Here is a 19,204-nt window from a genome sequence, read left to right on the forward strand (position 1 = left end):
GACCTCGCTCCGCGAGGCCACCCTCTCCCGCAAGGGGAGAGGGATCAAACTACCGATGCGCCGCCAGCGCCTTCTCCAGCTCCCTGACCATGATCGTCTTCAGGTCCTCGGGCGAGACGATCTCGACCGCGTCGCCCCAGGTGAAGAGGTGCCAGGCCAGTTCCAGCATGCCGCTGGCCCGGAAGCTGACGGTCACCACGCCGTCCGCCCCTTGCTCCACCACCTGGTTGGAGTGGAAGCGCCAGCGCAGGGCGTCTTCCGCCCGTTCGGGCTTGATGCGCAGGACCACGTCCTCGATGTCGCCGTGATAGATGCCGAAGCTCTCGTCGGCGAAGGCCTGCAGCGAGAAGTCGGCCGGCGGCGAGGCCGGCTTGTCCAGCGCCTGGACGTCGCTCATCCGGTCGAGGCGGAAGGTGCGCGGCCGGGGGCTGCTTCCCTCCAGCGAGACCAGGTAGTTGCTGCGGCCGAACAGGATGCCCAGCGGCGTCACCGTGCGGGTGCGCCCCGGCTGGCTGCCGCCGTCATAGCGGAACGACAGGGCCGTCAGTCCCTTCACCGCCGAGCGGATCTGCGCCAGTACGTTCTGGTCCTCGTGCGGACGCGGGCCGGCGTGGACCGCAATGGTCTCGGCCTGGACCAGGGCCTCGACGTCGGGCGCCACGCGCCGGCGGGCCGAGCCCTTCAGCGCCGACAGCAGCTTGCCCTCCAGGGCGTACAGCGCCGCCGCCCGGCCGTGGGCGCCGGCCGTCTGGTTGGAGTCCGCGGCCGTGCGCAGGGCCGCCAGTTCCTCGGCGGTCGGGGTCTGGAACAGGCTGTCCAGGCCCGAGGGGATGCGGAAGCGGCGGGTCGGCGGGTCCTCGATCGACTCCATCTGCGGGAAGGCCGCCCAGACCGCGTCGCGCATGCGCTCGGCCGTGCGCCGGCCCACCTCCATGGCCTGGGCCATCTCGTCGAGCGTCAACCCTTCGGAGGAACTGGCCAGCCGGCGGGCCAGGTCGAGCAGCTTCGTCGCCTTCTCATGTCTCATCCCGGTTCATTACGACCGTTTTTGACGCAACGCACGTGGAAAAGGAGTCATCGCAATTCGTTCGGAGAAACCGACATGAGCCGCCTCGCCTGCCAGCCCTGGCACGTTCGCCCGGTCAGCGCCGCGATGATCTCGGCCGTGCTGGCCTTCGCCGACATCCACCGCGACATGGGCGCGGGCCGCACCCTGATGCGGCTGAGCCCCGAGCGCGCGGCCAAGGCCGACGTCATCCTGCTGCTGGGCGCCGACGCCGAGCGGGCCACGGACCTGGGCCTGGTGTGGAACGACCGCGAGGACCAGCTGATGCGGGTGGTCGACGACGCGGCCCTGCGCGAGACGAGGCTGGCGGCCTGGGAAGAGGCCTTCGACCTGTTCGAGACCGAAGAGCCGGCGCTGGAACCGGCCCGTCTCTGCGCGTGACTCTAGCGCCCGCCGCGAGCGCCAAGAGAGCTTGAATCTTCGCGCGCGCGAGCCCGGCCCGACACTTGGGCTTCGCGCCCTTCGCCAAGTTTCCAGAGTCTAGTCGCGGGTCGCCAAGAGTCTCCAGGACTCAGGCTTCAAGGCCTGGCGATTCAGTCGCGCGGCTGCGTCAATCTAAGTTAACAGAAGCTTACAATGAACGCGCCGGTAACCGCGACATTTTCACTCAATGATAACGAGATTACGAAATATTGCAGGAGGGCAAAACGCCCTCCGGGGTCAAAATGACGCCGGACACCTCAAGAAGGAGTCTTCGTTATGGCGCTGAACAGCGTGAACACGAACTCGGGCGCGATGATCGCCCTGCAAAATCTGAACTCGACCAACAGCGACCTTCAGATCACTCAACAGCGCATCAACACCGGCAAGAAGATCGGTAGCGCCAAGGACAACGGCGCCATCTGGGCGACCGCCAAGAACCAGTCGGCCACCGCCTCGTCGATCAACGCCGTGAAGGACTCGCTGCAACGCGGCCAGTCCACCATCGACGTCGCCCTGGCCGCCGGCGACACCGTCACCGACCTCCTGGGCAAGATGAAGGAAAAGGCCCTGGCCGCTTCCGACACCTCGCTGAACACCGCTTCGTTCAACGCCCTGAAGTCGGACTTCAACTCGCTGCGCGACCAGATCACCAAGGCCGTCAGCAACGCCAAGTTCAACGGCGCCAGCATCATCGACGGCAAGACCGCCAAGCTGACCTACCTGGCCAACTCGGACGGTTCGGGCATCACGGTGAACTCCAAGACCCTGTCGCTGGCCGGCATCGGCCTCAGCGCCGGTACGTCGTTCACCGACGCGGCCGCGGCCAAGACGATGATCTCGACCATCGACACCGCCCTGCAGACGGCCACCAACAAGCTGGCCTCGCTGGGCACCAGCTCGACGGGCCTCGACACCCACCTGACCTTCGTCGGCAAGCTGCAAGACAGCCTCGACGCCGGTGTGGGCAACCTGGTCGACGCCGACCTGGCCAAGGAAAGCGCCAAGCTCCAAGCTCTGCAGACCAAGCAGCAGCTGGGCATCCAGGCGCTCTCTATCGCCAACCAGTCGTCGAGCTCGATCCTGAGCCTGTTCCGCTAAGCGGAACCGACGACCGCGACTACGAGGGGCGGGCCGAAAGGCCCGCCCCTTTTTCGTGGGCGTCGCCGCCTCTGGCGCTCTCCACGATCTCGCCTAAGCTGCGCAGGTCAGGGGGAAGCATGGACAGGTTGATCGGTCTGACGCGACGCGCGTGCTGCGGGCTCTTCATCGCCTTCGGCGCCCTCATGGTCAGCCGCTTCGTCGACAAGGCTCCCTATGTCGGTTCGCCCCAGATCGACTACGGCAACTTCAATCCGGACTGGCCGTTCTGGCCGCAGTTCGCGCTTGTTGCGCTCTATCTCGTTGTCGGCGGCGCGCTGCTGGCCGCGCTCGCTCTCCACGCCTGGAACGATGCCCCCGAACGCCGCCCCCTAGCGCGCAGGACCCTGGCCGTCGGCCTCGGCTCCGCCCTTGTGATCGCCGCTCTTTCCTTTGCGCTGTTCGCCACCCTGGGCACGATGGGTCCCCTCGGCGTCGCCCAGCCCATCCTGCGCTTCGCCCTGACCAACGGCGCGATCTCGGGCCTGATCATCGCCCTCGCCTACGGTTTCGTTGGAAAGACGCCCCGGGGATCGCGCCGGATCGTCGCCTTCGCCGCCTGGGGCCTGGGATCGGCGGCATGCCTGATCACCTCGAACCTCGCGATCGCGCTCGCGGGAGGCCTGCCGGTCGCCCAGGCACAGGCCTTCGGCGCCTTGACGACGGCGTTCATCGCCGTGCTCGTCGGGCTCAGCGCCGCCCTCAGGAAGCCGGCCGCGACCGCCTGACGCCAGCCCCTAGCCGCGCGCCGGCGCGGGCTCCAGCGCCTTGCCCATACGCGCCAGCGGCACGTCGTAGCCCTTGGAGGTCGGGGCCGTGAAGGGCTCGATCAGCGTGTAGCCGCAGGCCTCGTAGAGCGGCACGCCGCCCATGGTCGCGGCCATCTCGGCGCGGGAGAAGCCCTCGCCCGCCGCCGCCTGCTCGCAGGCCGCCAGGATCATCCGGCCGACGCCCTTCCGGGTGTGGTCGGGATGGGTGTACATCGCCCGCACCCGCGCCGCGTCGCGCGCCGGGTCCAGCATGGCCGCGTCGCGCCCGGCCGAGTGGTCGCCGCCGAACAGGGTGGCCCGCCGGCTCCAGCCGCCGCAGCCGGCGATCGCCTCCCCGTCCTGAACCACGAAATAGGTGCCGTCGGCGATCAGCTGGCTGTCCAGGCCCATCACCTCGAAAGACGCCGCCACGCCCTCTGGCGGCAGGAACGGCGTCAGCAGCTCGGCGATCGCCGCGTTCATCAGCACGGTCAGGGCGGGGATGTCCTCGGGCGTGGCGAGGCGAAGCGTCAGGCTGGTCATGTCGTCCGACATAGACGCCCCTCCCCCGCGGCGCGACGGCCGACCCGAAAACATTTTTCCGAAAAAGTTCATGACAACGTTGTCACGACGTCAGGAAACGGCTATAGAGGTCTCAGCCCTTCTGGGCGTTTCCTCCCAATGACTTGGCCGCCTTCTTCTCCTGGAGGGCGGCTTTTCTTTTGGGCGAAGGCCCTCAGGGCACGCCGAGCAGCGGCTTCAGCGCGGCCACGGCGATCGGCACGGCCACCTTCTCGGCCACGCTCAAGGCCCACTTCCCCGCGCCCTTCAAAGCTTTCAGCGCGCCCTTCTCGTCGCCCTGCTGGGCCGCGGCCTGGGCGGTCGCCACCGCGCCGATCGCCACGTCCTCCTCCGCCGTCCCGGCCGCCTGGGCCTTCATTTCCGCGCGCAGTTTATTGAGATCCTGCGCCAGGGCCGCCAGGTCGAGACCCGCGCCTTGCTGGATATGGATGTCGCCGGTGCTCGCCCCCGCCCCCACCAGGACCGAGTTGTCGCCCGTCGAATAGGTATGCTGCTGTCTCTGATCGACCATGACCGAAATCTCCCTGACCACCATCGACTGCGGCCGCCCGTCCCTCAGCATCTCGACCAGTCCCGCCCGGCCGCTGAGGCCCAGGATGCGGTTGGTGAAGGTGGTGAGGTCGGACAGGTCGCGCTTGATCTGCCGGGCCGCCTCGCCGGCGATCTCGCGCAGCGCCTCCAGGTCGGCCGGACCCTTCACCGTGTCCAGGGTCTGCGACAGTCGCCAGAGCTCGTCGCGGATCATCATGACGATCCGGCTTTCACGGTCGTTGATCAGGTTGAACAGGCCGGCCCACTGGCCGCTGTCTCCCGGGCCGACCATGGCCTGCAATTCGTTTTCGTAGACGTCCTTGAGCGTCCGCAGGCGGCTGCAGATCTCCTCGGCGTCGCGATAGTGGCTGATTTCCAGGATCTGTTCGGCCCGGCGCTGGAAGTCGCGGATCTCGCCGGCCGACAGCGCGTCGTCGCCGACGTATTTCACGTCGATCAGCAGGGCCAGGACGTCGCGATAGGCCTGGTCGACGACATGGGCGACCTTGGTCAGGAAGGCCAGGATTCGGGCCGAGACCACGGGCGGCTGGTTCTGCACCGCCTCGAGCGCCACGCCTTCGAGATCATCGACAATCCCCGAAAGTCCGCCCATGCTCGTCTCCCGATCGCGGGCCAAGAAACCACCCGCGACTGGGCAAATCAATCCAGACTTGTCTTTCTGGAATTTACGCGGTCAGCAGGCGCCCGCCGTCCACCCGCACCGGCCAGGGCGTCAGGCGGGCGCCGGCGCAGGGGCCGCCGAGGCAGGCGCCGTCCTCGATCGAAAATACCGCCCCGTGCCAGGAGCAGGCGATCATGCCCCCGTCGGGGGTCAGGTACTGGTCCAGCGTCTGGGCCAGCGGCAGGCCGGCGTGCGGGCAGCGGTCGACATAGCCGAACGCCGCCTCGCCCCGCCGCACCACGAAGCCGTGGAAGCGGTTGGCTCCGATCTGCAGGACGTAGTTGCGGGCCGCCCCGTCGGCGATCAGGTCGAGCGGGCCGAGATTTACCCCGGCCGGCGTCGACCAGACCCTTCCGACGGTTGCGACCTCTTCTGTCAAACCCGCTCGACCTGCTGCTCGATGGCGCCGAAGATCGTGTGGCCCTTGGCGTCCTTCATCTCGATGCGCACGGTGTCGTCGCCCAGCAGGAACGGCGTCTTGGCCGCGCCATGCAGGATGGTCTCGACGGTGCGCAGCTCGGCCAGGCAGGAGTAGCCGAGACCGCCCTCGGCGATCGGCTTGCCCGGACCGCCGTCGGCGTCGCGGTTGGAAACCGTGCCCGAGCCGACGATCGTGCCGGCGCTCAGGGCGCGGGTCTTGGCCGCGTGGGCCACCAGGGTTCCGAAGTCGAAGGTCATGTCGACGCCGGCGTCGGCCGTGCCGAAATCCTTGCCGTTCAGCTCGATCAGCAGCGCGCCCGACAGCTTGCCGTCGCTCCAGCCCGGCAGGGCGTCGGGGCTCACCGCCACCGGCGAGAAGGCGCTGGCCGGCTTGGACTGCACGAAGCCGAAGCCCTTGCCGAGCTCGGCCGGGATCAGGTTGCGCAAGCTGACGTCGTTGCACAGCATCACCAGGCGGATGGCCGCCAGGGCCTCCTCGCGGCTGGCGCCCAGCGGCACGTCGCCGACGATCACGGCGATCTCGCCCTCCAGGTCGCAGCCCCAGGCCGCGTCGGCCAGCGGGATGGTGTCGCGGGGGGCCAGGAAGCCGTCCGACGCGCCCTGGTACATCAGGGGATCGCTCCAGAAGCTGTCGGGCATCTCGGCCCCACGGGCCTGGCGCACCAGCTGCACGTGATTGACGTAGGCGCTGCCGTCCAGCCACTGGAAGGCGCGCGGCAGGGGGCTCAGCGCGTCGTGTTCGTGGAAGCGGTCCTTGGGCACGCCGCCGTGCTCCAGGCTCTCGGCCAGCCCGCGCAACAGCGGCTCGCAGCGTTCCCAGTCGTCGAGCGCGGCCTGCAGCGTCGGCGCGATCGTCCCGGCGTCGGTGCACCAGGCGACGTCGTTCGACACCACGACCAGCCGGCCGTCGCGGCCGCCCTTCAGAGACGCGAGCTTCATTCGGCGCTTCCTCTCATTGTTCTGGTTACGGCAGGCGGGCCTTGGGGAACCCATCCCAGCACGCGTCATAGTCGGCCTGAAGCGCGTGATGCTCCAGCGCGAACTTCGTCGGCGCGATCACCCAGCGGCTCTCGAACATGAAGGCCAGGGTGTTGTCGATCTTGTGAGGCCCCAGTTCGGCGTCGGTGGCCTTGCGATGGCTGGCCACGTCGGGGCCGTGATCGCTCATGCAATTGTGCAAGCTCGCCCCGCCGGGAGCGAAACCGCCCTCCTTGGCGTCGTAGGCGCCGTGCACCAGCCCCATGAACTCGCTCATCACGTTGCGGTGGAACCAGGGCGGGCGGAAGGTGTGCTCGGCCACCATCCAGCGCGGCGGGAAGATCACGAAGTCGACATTGGCCGTCCCCGGCGTGTCGCTGGGCGAGGTCAGCACCGTGAAGATCGACGGGTCGGGGTGGTCGTAGCTGACCGTGTTGATGGTGTTGAACCGCGCCAGGTCATAGCGATAGGGCGCGAGGTTGCCGTGCCAGGCCACCACGTCCAACGGGCTGTGGTCCCAGTCGGCGGCCCACAGCGACCCCTGGAACTTCTGGATCACCTGGGTGGGCGCATCGACGTCCTCGAAGGCGGCCACCGGGGTCTCGAAGTCGCGCGGATTGGCCAGGCCGTTGGAGCCGATCGGCCCCAGCTCCGGCAGGCGCAGGGCCGCGCCGTAGTTCTCGCAGACATAGCCGCGCGAGGGTCCGGAAAGCTCGACCCGGAAGCGCACGCCGCGCGGGATCACCGCGATCTGGCCGGGGCCGACCTTCAGCACGCCCATCTCGGTGACCAGCCTCAGCACGCCCTGCTGCGGCACGATCAGCAGCTCGCCGTCGGCGTCGTAGAACACCCGGTCCTTCATCGAGACGTTGGCCAGATAGAGGTGAACGCCCATGCCGGCCTGGGCGGCGACATCGCCGTTGCCGGCCAGGGTGACCAGGCCGTCGACGAAGTCGGTGGACTCGACGGGGATCTCGATCGGGTCCCAGCGCAGGCGGTTGGGCGTGACGGGGCCGTCGAAGGCGCTGGTCAGGCGCGGCTGGGCGTAGGGCTTGTAAGGTCCGTGCCCGGCGCTGGGCCGCAGGCGGTAGAGCCAGCTCCTGCGGTTCTCGTGCCGGGGCGCGGTGAAGGCCGTGCCGGAGAGCTGCTCGGCATAGAGGCCGAACGGAACATGCTGCGGCGAGTTCTGCCCCACTGGCAGGGCGCCGACCACGGCCTCGGTGGCGAAGTGAGCGCCGAAGCCGGTCTGGTAGCGGAGGTCCATGCGTTTTCCCGTGCCTTTGCCAGCACTTTTCCCGTCATCCCGGAAAGCCCGCAGGGCTTATCCGGGACCCAGGGGCGGTGCGCGCCGCTCCTGGGTCCCGGCTCTACGCTACGCTTCGGCCGGGATGACGAAAGATATTTTTACGCGTCGACCGTGATCACGCCCCGGCGGATCTGGTCGAGCTCGATGCTCTCGAACAGGGCCTGGAAGTTGCCATTGCCGAAGCCCTCGTTGCCCTTGCGCTGGATGATCTCGAAGAAGATCGGGCCGAACAGGTTCTCGGTGAAGATCTGCAGCAGCAGGCCCTCGTCGCCGACGGCGCCGTCGATCAGGATGCGGTTCTTGCGCAGGCGCTCCAGGTCCTCGCCGTGGCCGGGCACGCGCTTGTCGACCAGCTCGTAATAGGTCTCGATGGTGTCCTGCAGCTTCACGCCCCGGGCGCGCAGCTTCTCGACCGTGCCGTAGATGTCCGCCGTGGTCAGGGCCAGGTGCTGGATGCCCTCGCCGTTGTACTGGCGGATGAACTCCTCGATCTGGCTCTTGTCGTCCTGGCTTTCGTTCAGCGGGATGCGGATGGCCTTGTCGGGCGCGATCATCGCCTGGCTGAACAGGCCCGTGGCCTGACCCTTGATGTCGAAGTACTTCTGCTCCTCGAAGCCGAAGACCTGGTTGTAGAAGGTCGACCAGGTGCGCATCTGGCCGCGCTTGACGTTGTGGGTCAGGTGGTCGAGCAGGTCGAGACCCACCGAATTGGCCGCTTCGGCCTCGGCCGCGCCGGGAACGGGCGTCCAGGCGTCATAGATCGAGCCCTCGCCTTCGACCAGATAGAGCAAGCTGCCGCCGATGCCCTCCAGCACCTTGGCGCCGTCGCCCAGCACCGAGCGGCCGGCGTCGGCGGCCTTGGCGCCGCGCTTCAGGGCGTCGGCGAAGGCCTGCTCTGCGTCGTCGACGCGGAAGGCCATGCCGTTGGCCGACGGGCCGTGGGCTTCACGGAAGTCGGCGACCTGGCCGGCGGCCTCCTCGTTGACCAGAAGGTTGATGCGGCCCTGCTTGTAGCGGGTCACGGCCTTGGTCGGATGGGTGGCGGCGGGCACGAAGCCCAGTTGCTCGATGATCGCCTTCATCGCCGCCGGATCGGGGCTGGTGAATTCGACGAACTCGAAGCCGTTGAGGCCGAGGGGATTTTCGGACGTGACGGGCATGCGGGCCTCCCTAAGGCTCGTGATGTTTCTTACGGGACCAGCGCGGCCGGCAGGCCGGCGATCAGGCGGTCGTTGTCGGCCGGCCGGCCGATGGTGATGCGCACCCAGCCGCCCTTGACGGGCGTCGGGCGGACGATGAGCCCTTCGTGCAACAAACGCATGGCGGTGGCTTCGGGGCCTGCCGGCGTGCGCAGGAAGACGAAATTGGCCTCCGAGCGGGTGTATTCGACGCCCATCTCGTCCAGCGCCGCCTCGACGCGGGCGCGCTCGGACAGGGTCAGGGCGACGGTCGAAGCCAGGTGCTCGCGGTCGTCCCAGGCGGCCAGGGCGGCGGCCTGGCTGACGGCGGTGACGTTGAACGGCGGGCGCAGGCGGTCGAGATAGGCGATCAGCTCTTCGCTCGAAGCGATCCCATAGCCCACCCGCATGCCGGCTAGGCCATAGGCCTTGGAGAAGGTGCGCGCGGCGATCCACGGACCGCCCCAGGCCTCGAGCACGGCCAGCATGTCGTAGGCCTCGAAATACTCGCGATAGGCCTCGTCGACGAACACCAGGGTGGTCTTCGGCGTGGCGGCCAGCACCGTCTCGACGGCTTCCTTGGAGAGGGCGTTGCCGGTCGGGTTGTTGGGCGTGCAGAGGATCAGGAGCTTGGGCCCCTTGGCGGCCGCGGCGGCGACCGCCGGGACGTCGAGGTCGAAATTGGCCAGGCGGGGCACGTCGACGATCTTGGCCTCGGCGCAGCGGGCGAAGATGTCGTAGGCCGGGAAGGTCGGCGAGGAGAGCAGGATCTCGTCGCCCGGCGCCAGCACGGCGCGGAACACGTAGTCGATCAGGGCCTCGGAGCCCGGCGAAACGAGGATCCGGTTCGACGAGACGGAGAGGCGCTGGCCGATGGCCGCGCGCAGGGTCTCGCAATAGGGGTCCGGATAGATCTGCGGCTCGGCCACGGCGGCCATCACCGCGTCGGCGACCCTGGGGCTGGCGCCCAGCAGGTTCTCGTTGCTGGCCAGCTTGGCGAAGTCCGACAGGCCCGTGCGCCGCCCGGCCTCGGCTAGGGTCATGCCGGCCTTGTAGGCCACGACGCCGTCGAGGGCGGCGCGCATCGGCGTCTGGGGCGCTTGAGGCTTGCGATCGAGAACCAGCATGACGGCCGCTCCGGGAGTCGGGGATACGGACGTCAGGATAGGTCAGGCGCAGAGACGCGTTGTGGCGATTATGACCGGCATGAAGTGCATATGGGTCACTTTATGACCTGAAAGTCTCACTGATCCCTCTCCCCTTGCGGGAGAGGGTGGCCCGCGAAGCGGGTCGGGTGAGGGGTCTCTCAAACCTCAAAGCTGCGTATGGCGGTCAGGCCGGGCTGAGCGTCTCATGTTTGAGAGACCCCTCATCCGTCGGCCTTCGGCCGCCACCTTCTCCCGCAAGGGGAGAAGGATTTCAGTCCAGATAATCCAACGGCAAGGCCGTGGAGTCCTTGATCGTCTCCAGGACGAAGCTCGACTGGATGTCCTTGACCGCCGGCATCTTCAGCAGGCGCTTCATGGTGAACTCGGCATAGGCGTCGAGATTAGGGGCCACCACCCGCAGCAGGTAGTCGTAGCTGCCGGTCATGGCGTGGCAGCCGACCACCAGCGGCTCGCGCAGGATGGCCTCCTTGAAGGCCTCGGCGGCGGTCTCGTTGTGGCGGTCGACGGCGACCTCGACATAGGCCAGCAGGTCCAGCCTGGCCTTGCGACGATCCAGCACCGCCACATAGCCGCTGATCAGGCCGGCGGCCTCCAGCTGCTTGACCCGCCGCAGGCACGGGCTGGGCGACAGGCCGACGCGCTCGGCCAGCTCCACGTTCGTGACCCCGCTGTCGCGCTGCAGGACGTCGAGGATCTTCTTGTCGGTGCGGGTAAGCTTCATCGTGACCTGAAACGGCATATCATTGGCACGATAGGTCTAGCGCCAAAGATCCTCCCCCTGAAGGGGGAGGTGGCCCTACTCCTCCCCCGAGAAACGGGGGAGGTGGCGCGCTGCGGATACGCAGCGTGACGGAGGGGGCGACCACCGCTGCCCCGCCCAGTCTCGCCCCCTCCACCGCTTCGCGGTCCCCCTCCCCCGCAAGCGGGGGAGGATAAAAAGCAAAACGCCCGGGCCAGAGGACCCGGGCGCTTCGACTTACGCGGTACGCTTACTGTTACGCTTACTGGTACTAACTCGGTGTTCAGTTGGCCAGGCGACGCAGGAACGACGGGATCTCCAGATCCTCGCCGTCGTCGGCCTGGGGCTCGATCGGCTGCAGTTGCGGACGCACCGAGCTGGTCTGGCGCGCCTGGGGCTGCGGGGCCGGCTCGTAGCGTTGCTGGCGACCGCCGCCGAACAGGCTCATCCAGCCGCCGCTCTTCTGCTGACGGCGATCCTCGTAGTGATCGCTGTACAGCGGCTCGTCATCGGCTTCAGCGACCATCGGGTCGACGATGCGGGTGACGCGCGGCGCGGGGGCCGGCTCATAGACCGGTTCCGGCTCGTAGGCGGCTTCCGGCTGGGCGTAGAGGTCGGCCTGGGCCTGGACCGGCTGCGGGGCCGGCTCATAGGCGGGCTCCGGATAGGCCGAGGTCGGGCGCTCGATCGGACGGGCTTCGTAGCGCGAACCCGGGCGGATTTCCGGCTGGGCCGGAGCCTGGGCGACCGGCTGCGGGATCGGGGCGGGAGCCGGCTGCGGCGCGGGACGCGAGGTCTCGGCGAGCAGCGGCGGAGCCTGGACGTTGCGGGCGACGGGCTTGGGCTCGATCTGCTGGATCGAGGCGCCGTCCATGCCGGTGGCGACCACCGACACGCGGATCACGCCGTCCAGCGACGGGTCGAAGGCCGCGCCGAAGATGATGTTGGCTTCCGCGTCGACCTGGTCGGAGATCGCGTTGGCGGCCTCGTCCACTTCGAGCAGGGTCATGTCCATGCCGCCGGTCACGTTGACCAGCACGGCCTTGGCGCCCTTCAGCGAGACTTCGTCGAGCAGCGGGTTGGCGATGGCGTTCTGAGCAGCCATCAGGGCGCGGTCTTCGCCGGTGCCCTCGCCGGTGCCCATCATCGCCTTGCCCATCTCGGTCATGACCGTACGGACGTCGGCGAAGTCGAGGTTGATCAGGCCCGGCAGGACCATCAGGTCGGTGATCGAACGGACGCCCGAGTGCAGCACCTGGTCGGCCATGCCGAAGGCTTCGGCGAAGGTCGTGCGTTCGTTGGCGACGCGGAACAGGTTCTGGTTCGGAATGACGATCAGGGTGTCGACGTAGCGTTGCAGCTCCTGGATGCCAGCGTCGGCCAGGCGCATCCGGTGGCGGCCTTCGAAGTGGAAGGGCTTGGTCACCACGCCGACGGTCAGGATGCCGCGTTCGCGGGCGCACTTGGCGATGATCGGGGCAGCGCCGGTGCCGGTGCCGCCGCCCATGCCGGCGGTGATGAACACCATGTGAGCGCCTTCCAGGTGCTCGCCGATCTCGGGGAAGCTTTCCTCGGCGGCGCTCATGCCCACTTCGGGGTGAGCGCCGGCGCCCAGGCCCTGCGTGACCTGCACGCCGAGCTGGATGCGACGGTCGGTCTTGGCGAACTGGAGCTGCTGAGCGTCCGTGTTGGCGACGACGAACTCAACACCCTCGAGGCCCGCCTCGATCATGTTGTTTACGGCGTTGCCGCCCGCGCCGCCGACGCCGAAGACCACGATGCGCGGCTTCAGCTCAGTGGTGCGCGGCGCCGAAAGTGAAATAGCCATGGGGACCCTCGCGTCCTTACGCCGAATTCGTCAAATGAACCGACCGCAAGTCGGTAACGCCTCGACGATCGGGTTAACAGAACAACCACCATCGTTAACTGGCGGTTAAAGCCATAATCTGAGTCGGCTGCAGGTCGATCCCGCTTACAGGGAAAAAAGCGAGTTATCCAAAGGAATTGCTTGGAACTCCTTGGTTTCCAAGCTGGGCCGAAACCCCTGTGCGACGGAACGCCGCGAGCCGTTTTTTCCGGCCAAACCCGTTGGATTCGGGGGGGCGAAACTACACTGTTCGGCCTTTCAGGCACTTAGAAAGTTAAGCGACAGGGTTAATTCACCTGTCGGGTGATTTGTTCGCGCGAGCCGATAGCACGCGCGAAAACGCCCCGCCCTTTCGGGCGAGGCGCTTCGAAATCCCGGATCGGGAAAAAAGCCTAGAGGTTGTCGCGCAGCCAGGCGGCGGCCTTGGCCACCGGCGAGGCGTTGGGATCCATCGGGCGCTTGCGCACCTGGCCGCCGGTCAGGGCCTTGGGCGAGACCACCTCGCGCGGACCGAAGGCGGCGCGGTGCAGCACGCCGGCGGCGGCGCAGAAGGCCGGACCCGAAGCGGCGTCGGCCAGGTGCGGCACCCGGCGCGGACGGCCCAGGCGGACCGGACGGTCGAACACCCGCACGGCGACTTCGCGCACGCCGGCCAGCTGGCTGGCGCCGCCGGTCAGGACGATGCCCGCCCCCGGCTCCACCGGCGCGCCCGAGGCCTTCAGGCGCTCGCGCAGCAGTTCCAGCGTCTCTTCGACGCGCGGCTGGATGATGCCCTTCAGCAGGCTCCGAGGGGCGATGACGGGGCCAGCGCCCGGATCGTCGCCGCGCGGCGGGGCCTCGATCATTTCGCGGTCCTCGTTGGCCGAGGCGATGGCGCTGCCGTGCAGGGTCTTGATGCGCTCGGCGCCGGCGACCGAGGTCTGCAGGCCGCGGGCGATGTCCTGCGTCACATGCCCGCCGCCGACGGCCAAGCTGTCGACGTGGCACAGGGCGCCATTGTTGAACACCGCCACCGAGGTCGAGCCGCCGCCCATGTCGATGCAGACGGCGCCCAGGTCCATCTCGTCCTCTTCCAGAGCCGCCAGGGCCGAGGCGAAGGGCGCGGCGACCACGCCCTCGAACGACAGGTGGGCCCGTTCGACGCAGTGGGCCAGGGTGTGGAAGATGTTCTCGTTGACCGAGACGACCAGCAGTTCGAGACCCAGGGCGCGGCCGAACATGGCGCGGGGATCCCGGATGCCCTTCTGGCCATCCACCGACCAGGCGATCGGCAGCAGGTGGATGGGCTTGCGGCCCGGCAGGCGAACCTGGGCCAGGGCCGACGAGATGGCGCGAGACAGATCACCGTCGGCGATCGGACGGGCGCCCAGCGAAACCTGGGTGTGGACGCGGTGGCTGGCCAGCTGGCCGCCGGCGGTGCAGACGCTGACGCCCTGGACGTTGACGCCGGCCACGGTCTCGGCGCGCTCCACGGCTTGCGCGATGGCCTGGGCGGCCTCGTCCAGATTGACGATCGCCCCGCCGCGCACGCCGCGCGACTGCACATAGCCGACCCCGGCGGTCGTCAGGGTGCGGTTGTCGCGATGAATGCCGTCGCCCTTCATGATGAAGCACGTGACCTTCGACGCGCCCAGGTCCACGGCCGCGACCGCGGGCTGACGCACGAGCGTCGCCTTCAGGCCGTCACGGGCCTGTCTCCGGTCCTCAAGTCGCGACATGGTCAGGGTCACCTCAGTCCATCACTTTTGTTCTTAAGCCCCGTTGGCCACCGGCTGCCCGGGCAGCACGGAGTCACGGGGCCGGATCGCCACCATCTCGGGATCGCGCAGGTCGATGCGCGCGAAGCCGAGATCGAGGATGCGTTGCCGCTGGTCCAGTTGATCCAATTGAATCAACGCGGATTCTTCGTCAATGGCCGGCAGCTGGATCAGGGATCCATCTTTCAGCCGCAGGTCCCAGCGGCGGTCGTCGACGCGCACCAGCGCTTCGAGACGATCGCGCAGGCGCGGCCGGGCGTTGACCGCCGGCAAAATGTTTCCCGCGGCCTGGTCGGCGCCCTGCCCCACCACCAGCGGCAGGTGCGGGAAGCGCGCGGCGTCGGCCTCGCGGATGATGCGGCCCTCGGCGTCGATCACCTTCAGGCGGCCAGAGTGCTGCCACACGGCCAGGGCCGGGCGCTCCTCGACGGCGATCATCACGGTGTCGGGCAGCAGGCGGACCACCTTGGCCGACTTCACCCAGCCCACGGCCTCGACACGGGCCTTGAGGTCGACGAGGTCCATGCCCAGCGTCGGCTGGTCCTGGTAGAGGCCGGTGGCCTTGAGAATGTCGGCCTGGGCGGTGGCCGAGGCGCCGGTGACGTGGACGGTCTTCAGCTTGAAGCCGAGGTTGGCGAACTCGCTATCGACGCCGCCCACCATCGCCTCGCCCAGGCGCTGGGCGCGGTGGCCGGTGGCCAGGGTGACGACCAGGGCGAGCGCAAGCGCGCCGCCGGCGACGCTCAGGGCCAGGCTCGGCGAGACGCCCACCCCGCCGCGCGCGGCGTGCAGCTTCCCCGCCGGCTGCTGTTGCTGAGCCGGGCGAGCCTTGTTCGGACTTGCGGGCGCTTCGGCCCGGGGGCGCGCTGGCTTGCGCGGTCCCCCCCGCACTGCCGCGGGCATAAGCGTCCTCCACCATCAGACACTAGAGAAAAAGGAACCCTTCGGCGCCGCGCCGGACCCGACCGTCGTTCGACGACGGGGGCAGGTTCGGACGAAACGCCTATGGAGGCGTAGAAAGGCCCGAAGGTCGTTAATGTCGTCATAACGAAGGGGCCGCCGTATTACGGTCCGGCAACCAAGACGTGCGCCATTTCGGCACGGTCGTTAACCCTGCCGCGCCCTTGCGGCGCCAGGGTTTGCGGCGGTTTTTCCTTGCTCGGGCAAGGCCTGGCGCAAGCTATGCCGCGGCGCCGCAAATCTGTGGATGAGCACATAAAGTATGAACGGCCGCGCGCTTCGCGACCTTTTGACTCACCCGTCGGTCGCGGCGACGCGCCGCACGCGCGGGGAGTGTCTTAATCTCGATGTCAGGTGCTGGATGTCAGGCGACGGGCGCCCGCGCGGGATCGGTCAGCTCGCCGACGCCGGCCTCCACGAGCCGACGGTGCAGGTCGGCCGAGCTGTTGGCGCGGGCGAAATCCAGCTCGCCGTTCGTGACTCCGACGCAAGACAAGAGGGCGACCTTCCCTGTCTCGACCCGGAAGCCACCCACGAACCGTTCGCCCTGAGCCGCCAGCATGCCCGCTACGCCGCCGCGCTCGCCGAAATCGAAGGGCGCGTTGATCCGGCTGCCCGGCTCCAGGATCCTGGGCTCGCCGAACCGGCCGTGGGCGATCAGCAGGTCGTAGGCCGCCAAGCCGTGCAGCAACCGGATCGCCGCGTCGTCCCGCCAGGGCGTCTCCACGACCAGTTCGTGACCCAGGCCGGGGAAACCCTCGTCTTCCCAATCGTTGGACAGGCCCGAGCTGACATGCAGCCAGCTGGACCGCTCGGCCGTGGGCGCGAAGCGGAAGACGCCGATGCTCAGCCAGCGCGGATCCGGCGTTCCGGCCTCGCCGAACGGCGCGAAGGCTTCGGGACCGAGCGGAAAGACCCCCTCGCCGCCCGGCCCGAACAGGGCCGGGTAGCGCTTTTCTTCCCGCTCTTCCCAGGCGCGCTCCAGGCGCGACTTGCGACGCCAGAAGCCCGCCAAGGGGATCAGTGCCCCGCCGGAGCCGCCGGCGCCGCCGCGCTGAGCGCGCGGAAGTCGATGTCGCTGTCGGCCACCAGGTAGACGAAGCTCGTCCAGGCGGCGACGTTCTGGGCCAGCTGGATCGGGTCCACCTTGTCCAGGGTGTCGTCGGCGGTGTGGTGGTAGTCGAAGTAGCGGCTGGCGTCCTGGTTCAGGGCGACCACGGGCACGCCCGCGACCTCGACGCCAGTGATGTCGGCCCCGCCATGGGCGGCCGGGGCCTTGTCGAAATAGACCTTCAGCGGGCTCAGCACCTGGAAGGCCGCCTTCATGGCCGGATGGCCCTCGGCGCCCTTGGGCAGTTGCAGGCTGTAGATGCGGTCGGCGCCGGTGTCGCTTTCGCCGGCCAGGACCAGCTTCTCAAGATTGGCCTTGTTGGCCGCCAGGAAGGCCTCCGACGAGCCGCCGCTCTCCTCCGAGCCCCACATCACCACGCGGATGGTGCGCTTGGGATGCTTGGGCAGATCGCCGATCAGCTTGGCGGCGGCCGTGGTGATGGCGATGCCCGCCGCGTCGTCGAAGGCGCCGGTGCCGACGTCCCAGCTGTCCAGGTGGCCGCCGATGACGATCACCTCGTCGGGCCTTTCCGAGCCCTTGATGTCGGCCGAGATGTTCCAGGCCACGTCGCCGGCGTCGAGGCTGGAGGCCAGCTTCAGCTTGATGCGCAGCGGGCCCTTCTTGGCCAGGCGTTCCAGTTGCTCGGCCTCGGGCACGCCCAGGGCGGCGGCCGGGATGGTGATCACGTCGGGGCCGTTGGTGGTGACGCCGGTATGCGGCACGGTCGAGCTGGAGGTCGAGATCGAGCGGATCAGCAGGGCCACAGCCCCGCGCTTGGCGGCCTCGACCGGGCCCGAGCGACGCGAGATTCCGGCGATCCCGTAGCCGGCGCCGTCCTGGGCGCGGACCATCGGCTGGGTGATGACGACGATCTTGCCCTTGATGGCGCTTTCCGGCGCGGCGATCATCTCGGCGTAGGTGGAAAACAGCGCCACCTGCGCCTCGATCCCCTCGGCGGGCGTCGGGATGGTGCGGCCCAGGCCCACGATCGACAGCTTCAGCGGATAGGGCGCGACCAGCTCGGCGCTCTCCTCCCCGCGAGTCCAGGACGGCTTGGCGAAGGTGTCGACCTTGATGTTGGTGAAGCCTAGGGCCTTGAACTTGGCGACGCTCCAGTCCTTGGCGCGCTCCATGCCCGGCGAGCCGACGAGGCGCGGGCCGATGGTGGTGGTCAGGTCCTCGGTGATGTCCCAGGCCAGCCGGTCGGTCAGGGCCTTGTCGCGCAGCGCCTCGGCGGTCTTGACGTCTTGAGCGTGAGCGGCGCCCGCCAGCAGGGCGGAAGCGGCGACGGCGGTCAGCAGGCTGCGGAACATGAGCAGGATTCTCCCCTAAGGCGGGCTTTTCATAGCACTGCTCTTCGACCCGAGAACCCCGCCCCGCGCCCACTTTTGTCAGCAGCGTGCAGGAGGCGCGAAAATCGCCCTACCCTGGCCCCAAGTCAGATTCTGGGCGCCGCCCCGAACAGCTTGTCGGCGAAGAGGTCCAGCGCCTTCTGCGACAGGTCGGTGTTGTTGAGGATCACCACCGTGTCGCCGGTGTCGAGCCGGTGGCCCAGCACCGAACGGAAGCCGGCCGTGCGTCCGGTCTCCCAGGCCGCCAGCTTCACCTGGCCGTCGATGGTCAGGGTCCGGGTCCGGCCGCCCAGGGTGTAGTCCTGCTCGGGCACGCGGATCGTGGTCAGGGCCTTGCGCGAGGCCTCGCTGAGAAATGGCGTGTCGAAGACCACGTGGGCCGCGACCAGCAGATCGTCGACCGTGCTGAAATAGCCGCCGCTGGCCGCCGTCACCGACAGCCGCGGATTGGTCCGGGGCGCCAGAGGCGGACCGGCGTAGTAGGACCGCGCCACGCCGGGATCGGCGTCGATCATCCCGGCCTGGGTGTGGCGCATCTTCAGCGGGTCGGTCGTCAGCTCCCGCACCACCGCCTGGAACGGCTTGCCGGTCGCCGCCTCGACGATGGCCGAGACGATGAACCAGTTGACCGGGTGGTAGTCGAACTTGGTCCCCGGCGGGAACAGCGGGTCGCCCTGGCCGAACAGCTTCACGGCCTCGGCGGCGGTCACCTCGCGCTTGAGGATCTCGGGATCGGCCTTCAGCATGGTCATGAAGGCGTTGGGAATGCCGCTGGTGTTGGACAGCAGGTGGGCCAGGGTCACGGTCTTGCCGGTGTCGGGCCGCTGGTCGGGCAGCCAGGTCGCGATCGGAGCGTCGAGCGACAGCTTGCCCTGCTCGACCAGCCGCAGCACGGCGATGGTGGTCAGCCACTTCGAGATCGAGGCGACGCAATAGATGGTGTCGCGCGTCGCCGGCTTGTTCGCCTCGATGTCGGCCGAGCCGAAGGCGCGGACGTAGGACGGCTTGCCCCGCCGCCCGATCATCACCACGCCCTGGAACTTCTGCTCGGCGACGAAGGCGTCGACGATCGGGTTGGCCGGTCCGAGCTGAGCCGGCGAGGCGAAGGAAAGCCCGGGCGCGGCGCACAGCGCCCCGGCGGCGGCGAACAGACCGCGACGATCGATCATGCAACTA

18 protein-coding genes and 1 pseudogene are annotated in these 19,204 nt (G+C 68.5%); 3 read left to right on the top strand and 16 right to left on the bottom strand.

Features of this window, described 5'->3' with window-relative positions; all coding sequences use genetic code 11:
- Nucleotides 1-49 precede the first annotated feature (49 nt).
- Nucleotides 50-1,027, bottom strand: coding sequence for a helix-turn-helix transcriptional regulator (locus AC2YHT_RS00005; RefSeq protein ID WP_487287582.1), 978 nt, complete (start codon nucleotides 1,025-1,027; stop codon nucleotides 50-52).
- 75 nt (nucleotides 1,028-1,102) lie between these two features.
- Between AC2YHT_RS00005 and AC2YHT_RS00010 the strand changes: the two genes are divergently transcribed.
- From AC2YHT_RS00010 to AC2YHT_RS00020, 3 genes are all read left to right on the top strand, one after another.
- Nucleotides 1,103-1,447, top strand: coding sequence for a hypothetical protein (locus tag AC2YHT_RS00010; protein WP_110118093.1), 345 nt, complete (start codon nucleotides 1,103-1,105; stop codon nucleotides 1,445-1,447).
- Nucleotides 1,448-1,765: 318 nt separating this feature from the next.
- Complete coding sequence (locus AC2YHT_RS00015; RefSeq protein WP_487287583.1) at nucleotides 1,766-2,587, top strand: flagellin; 822 nt, start codon at nucleotides 1,766-1,768, stop codon at nucleotides 2,585-2,587.
- A gap of 128 nt (nucleotides 2,588-2,715) precedes the next feature.
- Nucleotides 2,716-3,354, top strand: a complete 639-nt coding sequence (locus AC2YHT_RS00020) for a hypothetical protein (protein ID WP_487287584.1) — start codon at nucleotides 2,716-2,718, stop codon at nucleotides 3,352-3,354.
- A 9-nt stretch (nucleotides 3,355-3,363) separates the two neighbouring features.
- Here AC2YHT_RS00020 and AC2YHT_RS00025 read toward each other — a convergent pair whose 3' ends face one another.
- The 15 genes and pseudogenes from AC2YHT_RS00025 to AC2YHT_RS00095 form a co-directional block, all read right to left on the bottom strand.
- Entirely contained in the window at nucleotides 3,364-3,930 is a 567-nt protein-coding gene (locus AC2YHT_RS00025) for a GNAT family N-acetyltransferase (RefSeq protein ID WP_487287585.1), read from the bottom strand.
- A gap of 181 nt (nucleotides 3,931-4,111) precedes the next feature.
- A complete protein-coding gene (locus AC2YHT_RS00030) occupies nucleotides 4,112-5,101 on the bottom strand; it encodes a hypothetical protein (protein ID WP_487287586.1) in 990 nt (329 codons plus the stop codon).
- A 73-nt stretch (nucleotides 5,102-5,174) separates the two neighbouring features.
- A complete protein-coding gene (locus AC2YHT_RS00035) occupies nucleotides 5,175-5,549 on the bottom strand; it encodes a Rieske (2Fe-2S) protein (protein WP_487287587.1) in 375 nt (124 codons plus the stop codon).
- Entirely contained in the window at nucleotides 5,546-6,550 is a 1,005-nt protein-coding gene (locus AC2YHT_RS00040) for a fumarylacetoacetate hydrolase family protein (protein WP_487287588.1), read from the bottom strand. Before AC2YHT_RS00040 ends, AC2YHT_RS00035 begins: the two co-directional genes overlap by 4 nt.
- A gap of 25 nt (nucleotides 6,551-6,575) precedes the next feature.
- A complete protein-coding gene (gene hmgA / locus AC2YHT_RS00045; protein ID WP_487287589.1) occupies nucleotides 6,576-7,853 on the bottom strand; it encodes a homogentisate 1,2-dioxygenase in 1,278 nt (425 codons plus the stop codon).
- Nucleotides 7,854-7,913: 60 nt separating this feature from the next.
- Nucleotides 7,914-7,980, bottom strand: a pseudogene (locus AC2YHT_RS00050) (hypothetical protein); the annotation flags it as partial.
- 13 nt (nucleotides 7,981-7,993) lie between these two features.
- Entirely contained in the window at nucleotides 7,994-9,055 is a 1,062-nt protein-coding gene (hppD, locus tag AC2YHT_RS00055) for a 4-hydroxyphenylpyruvate dioxygenase (RefSeq protein WP_487287590.1), read from the bottom strand.
- A gap of 29 nt (nucleotides 9,056-9,084) precedes the next feature.
- Nucleotides 9,085-10,200 carry a histidinol-phosphate transaminase gene (gene hisC, locus AC2YHT_RS00060; RefSeq protein WP_487287591.1) on the bottom strand — a complete coding sequence of 372 codons (1,116 nt, stop codon included), beginning with the start codon at nucleotides 10,198-10,200 and terminating at the stop codon, nucleotides 9,085-9,087.
- A gap of 292 nt (nucleotides 10,201-10,492) precedes the next feature.
- Nucleotides 10,493-10,963, bottom strand: coding sequence for an Lrp/AsnC family transcriptional regulator (locus AC2YHT_RS00065; RefSeq protein WP_487287592.1), 471 nt, complete (start codon nucleotides 10,961-10,963; stop codon nucleotides 10,493-10,495).
- A gap of 301 nt (nucleotides 10,964-11,264) precedes the next feature.
- Complete coding sequence (gene ftsZ, locus AC2YHT_RS00070) at nucleotides 11,265-12,809, bottom strand: cell division protein FtsZ (protein WP_487287593.1); 1,545 nt, start codon at nucleotides 12,807-12,809, stop codon at nucleotides 11,265-11,267.
- 431 nt (nucleotides 12,810-13,240) lie between these two features.
- Entirely contained in the window at nucleotides 13,241-14,566 is a 1,326-nt protein-coding gene (gene ftsA, locus AC2YHT_RS00075) for a cell division protein FtsA (RefSeq protein ID WP_487287594.1), read from the bottom strand.
- A 33-nt stretch (nucleotides 14,567-14,599) separates the two neighbouring features.
- On the bottom strand, nucleotides 14,600-15,508 hold the full coding sequence (gene ftsQ, locus AC2YHT_RS00080) for a cell division protein FtsQ (RefSeq protein ID WP_487287595.1): 909 nt from the start codon (nucleotides 15,506-15,508) through the stop codon (nucleotides 14,600-14,602).
- 421 nt (nucleotides 15,509-15,929) lie between these two features.
- Nucleotides 15,930-16,580 (bottom strand): suppressor of fused domain protein, encoded by a 651-nt coding sequence (locus tag AC2YHT_RS00085; RefSeq protein ID WP_487287596.1) that lies wholly within the window; start codon nucleotides 16,578-16,580, stop codon nucleotides 15,930-15,932.
- A gap of 5 nt (nucleotides 16,581-16,585) precedes the next feature.
- On the bottom strand, nucleotides 16,586-17,995 hold the full coding sequence (locus AC2YHT_RS00090; RefSeq protein ID WP_487287927.1) for a M20/M25/M40 family metallo-hydrolase: 1,410 nt from the start codon (nucleotides 17,993-17,995) through the stop codon (nucleotides 16,586-16,588).
- A 119-nt stretch (nucleotides 17,996-18,114) separates the two neighbouring features.
- Nucleotides 18,115-19,197, bottom strand: coding sequence for a serine hydrolase domain-containing protein (locus AC2YHT_RS00095; RefSeq protein WP_487287597.1), 1,083 nt, complete (start codon nucleotides 19,195-19,197; stop codon nucleotides 18,115-18,117).
- Nucleotides 19,198-19,204 lie beyond the last annotated feature (7 nt).

The organism is Caulobacter sp. SRI_008 (assembly GCF_057586355.1).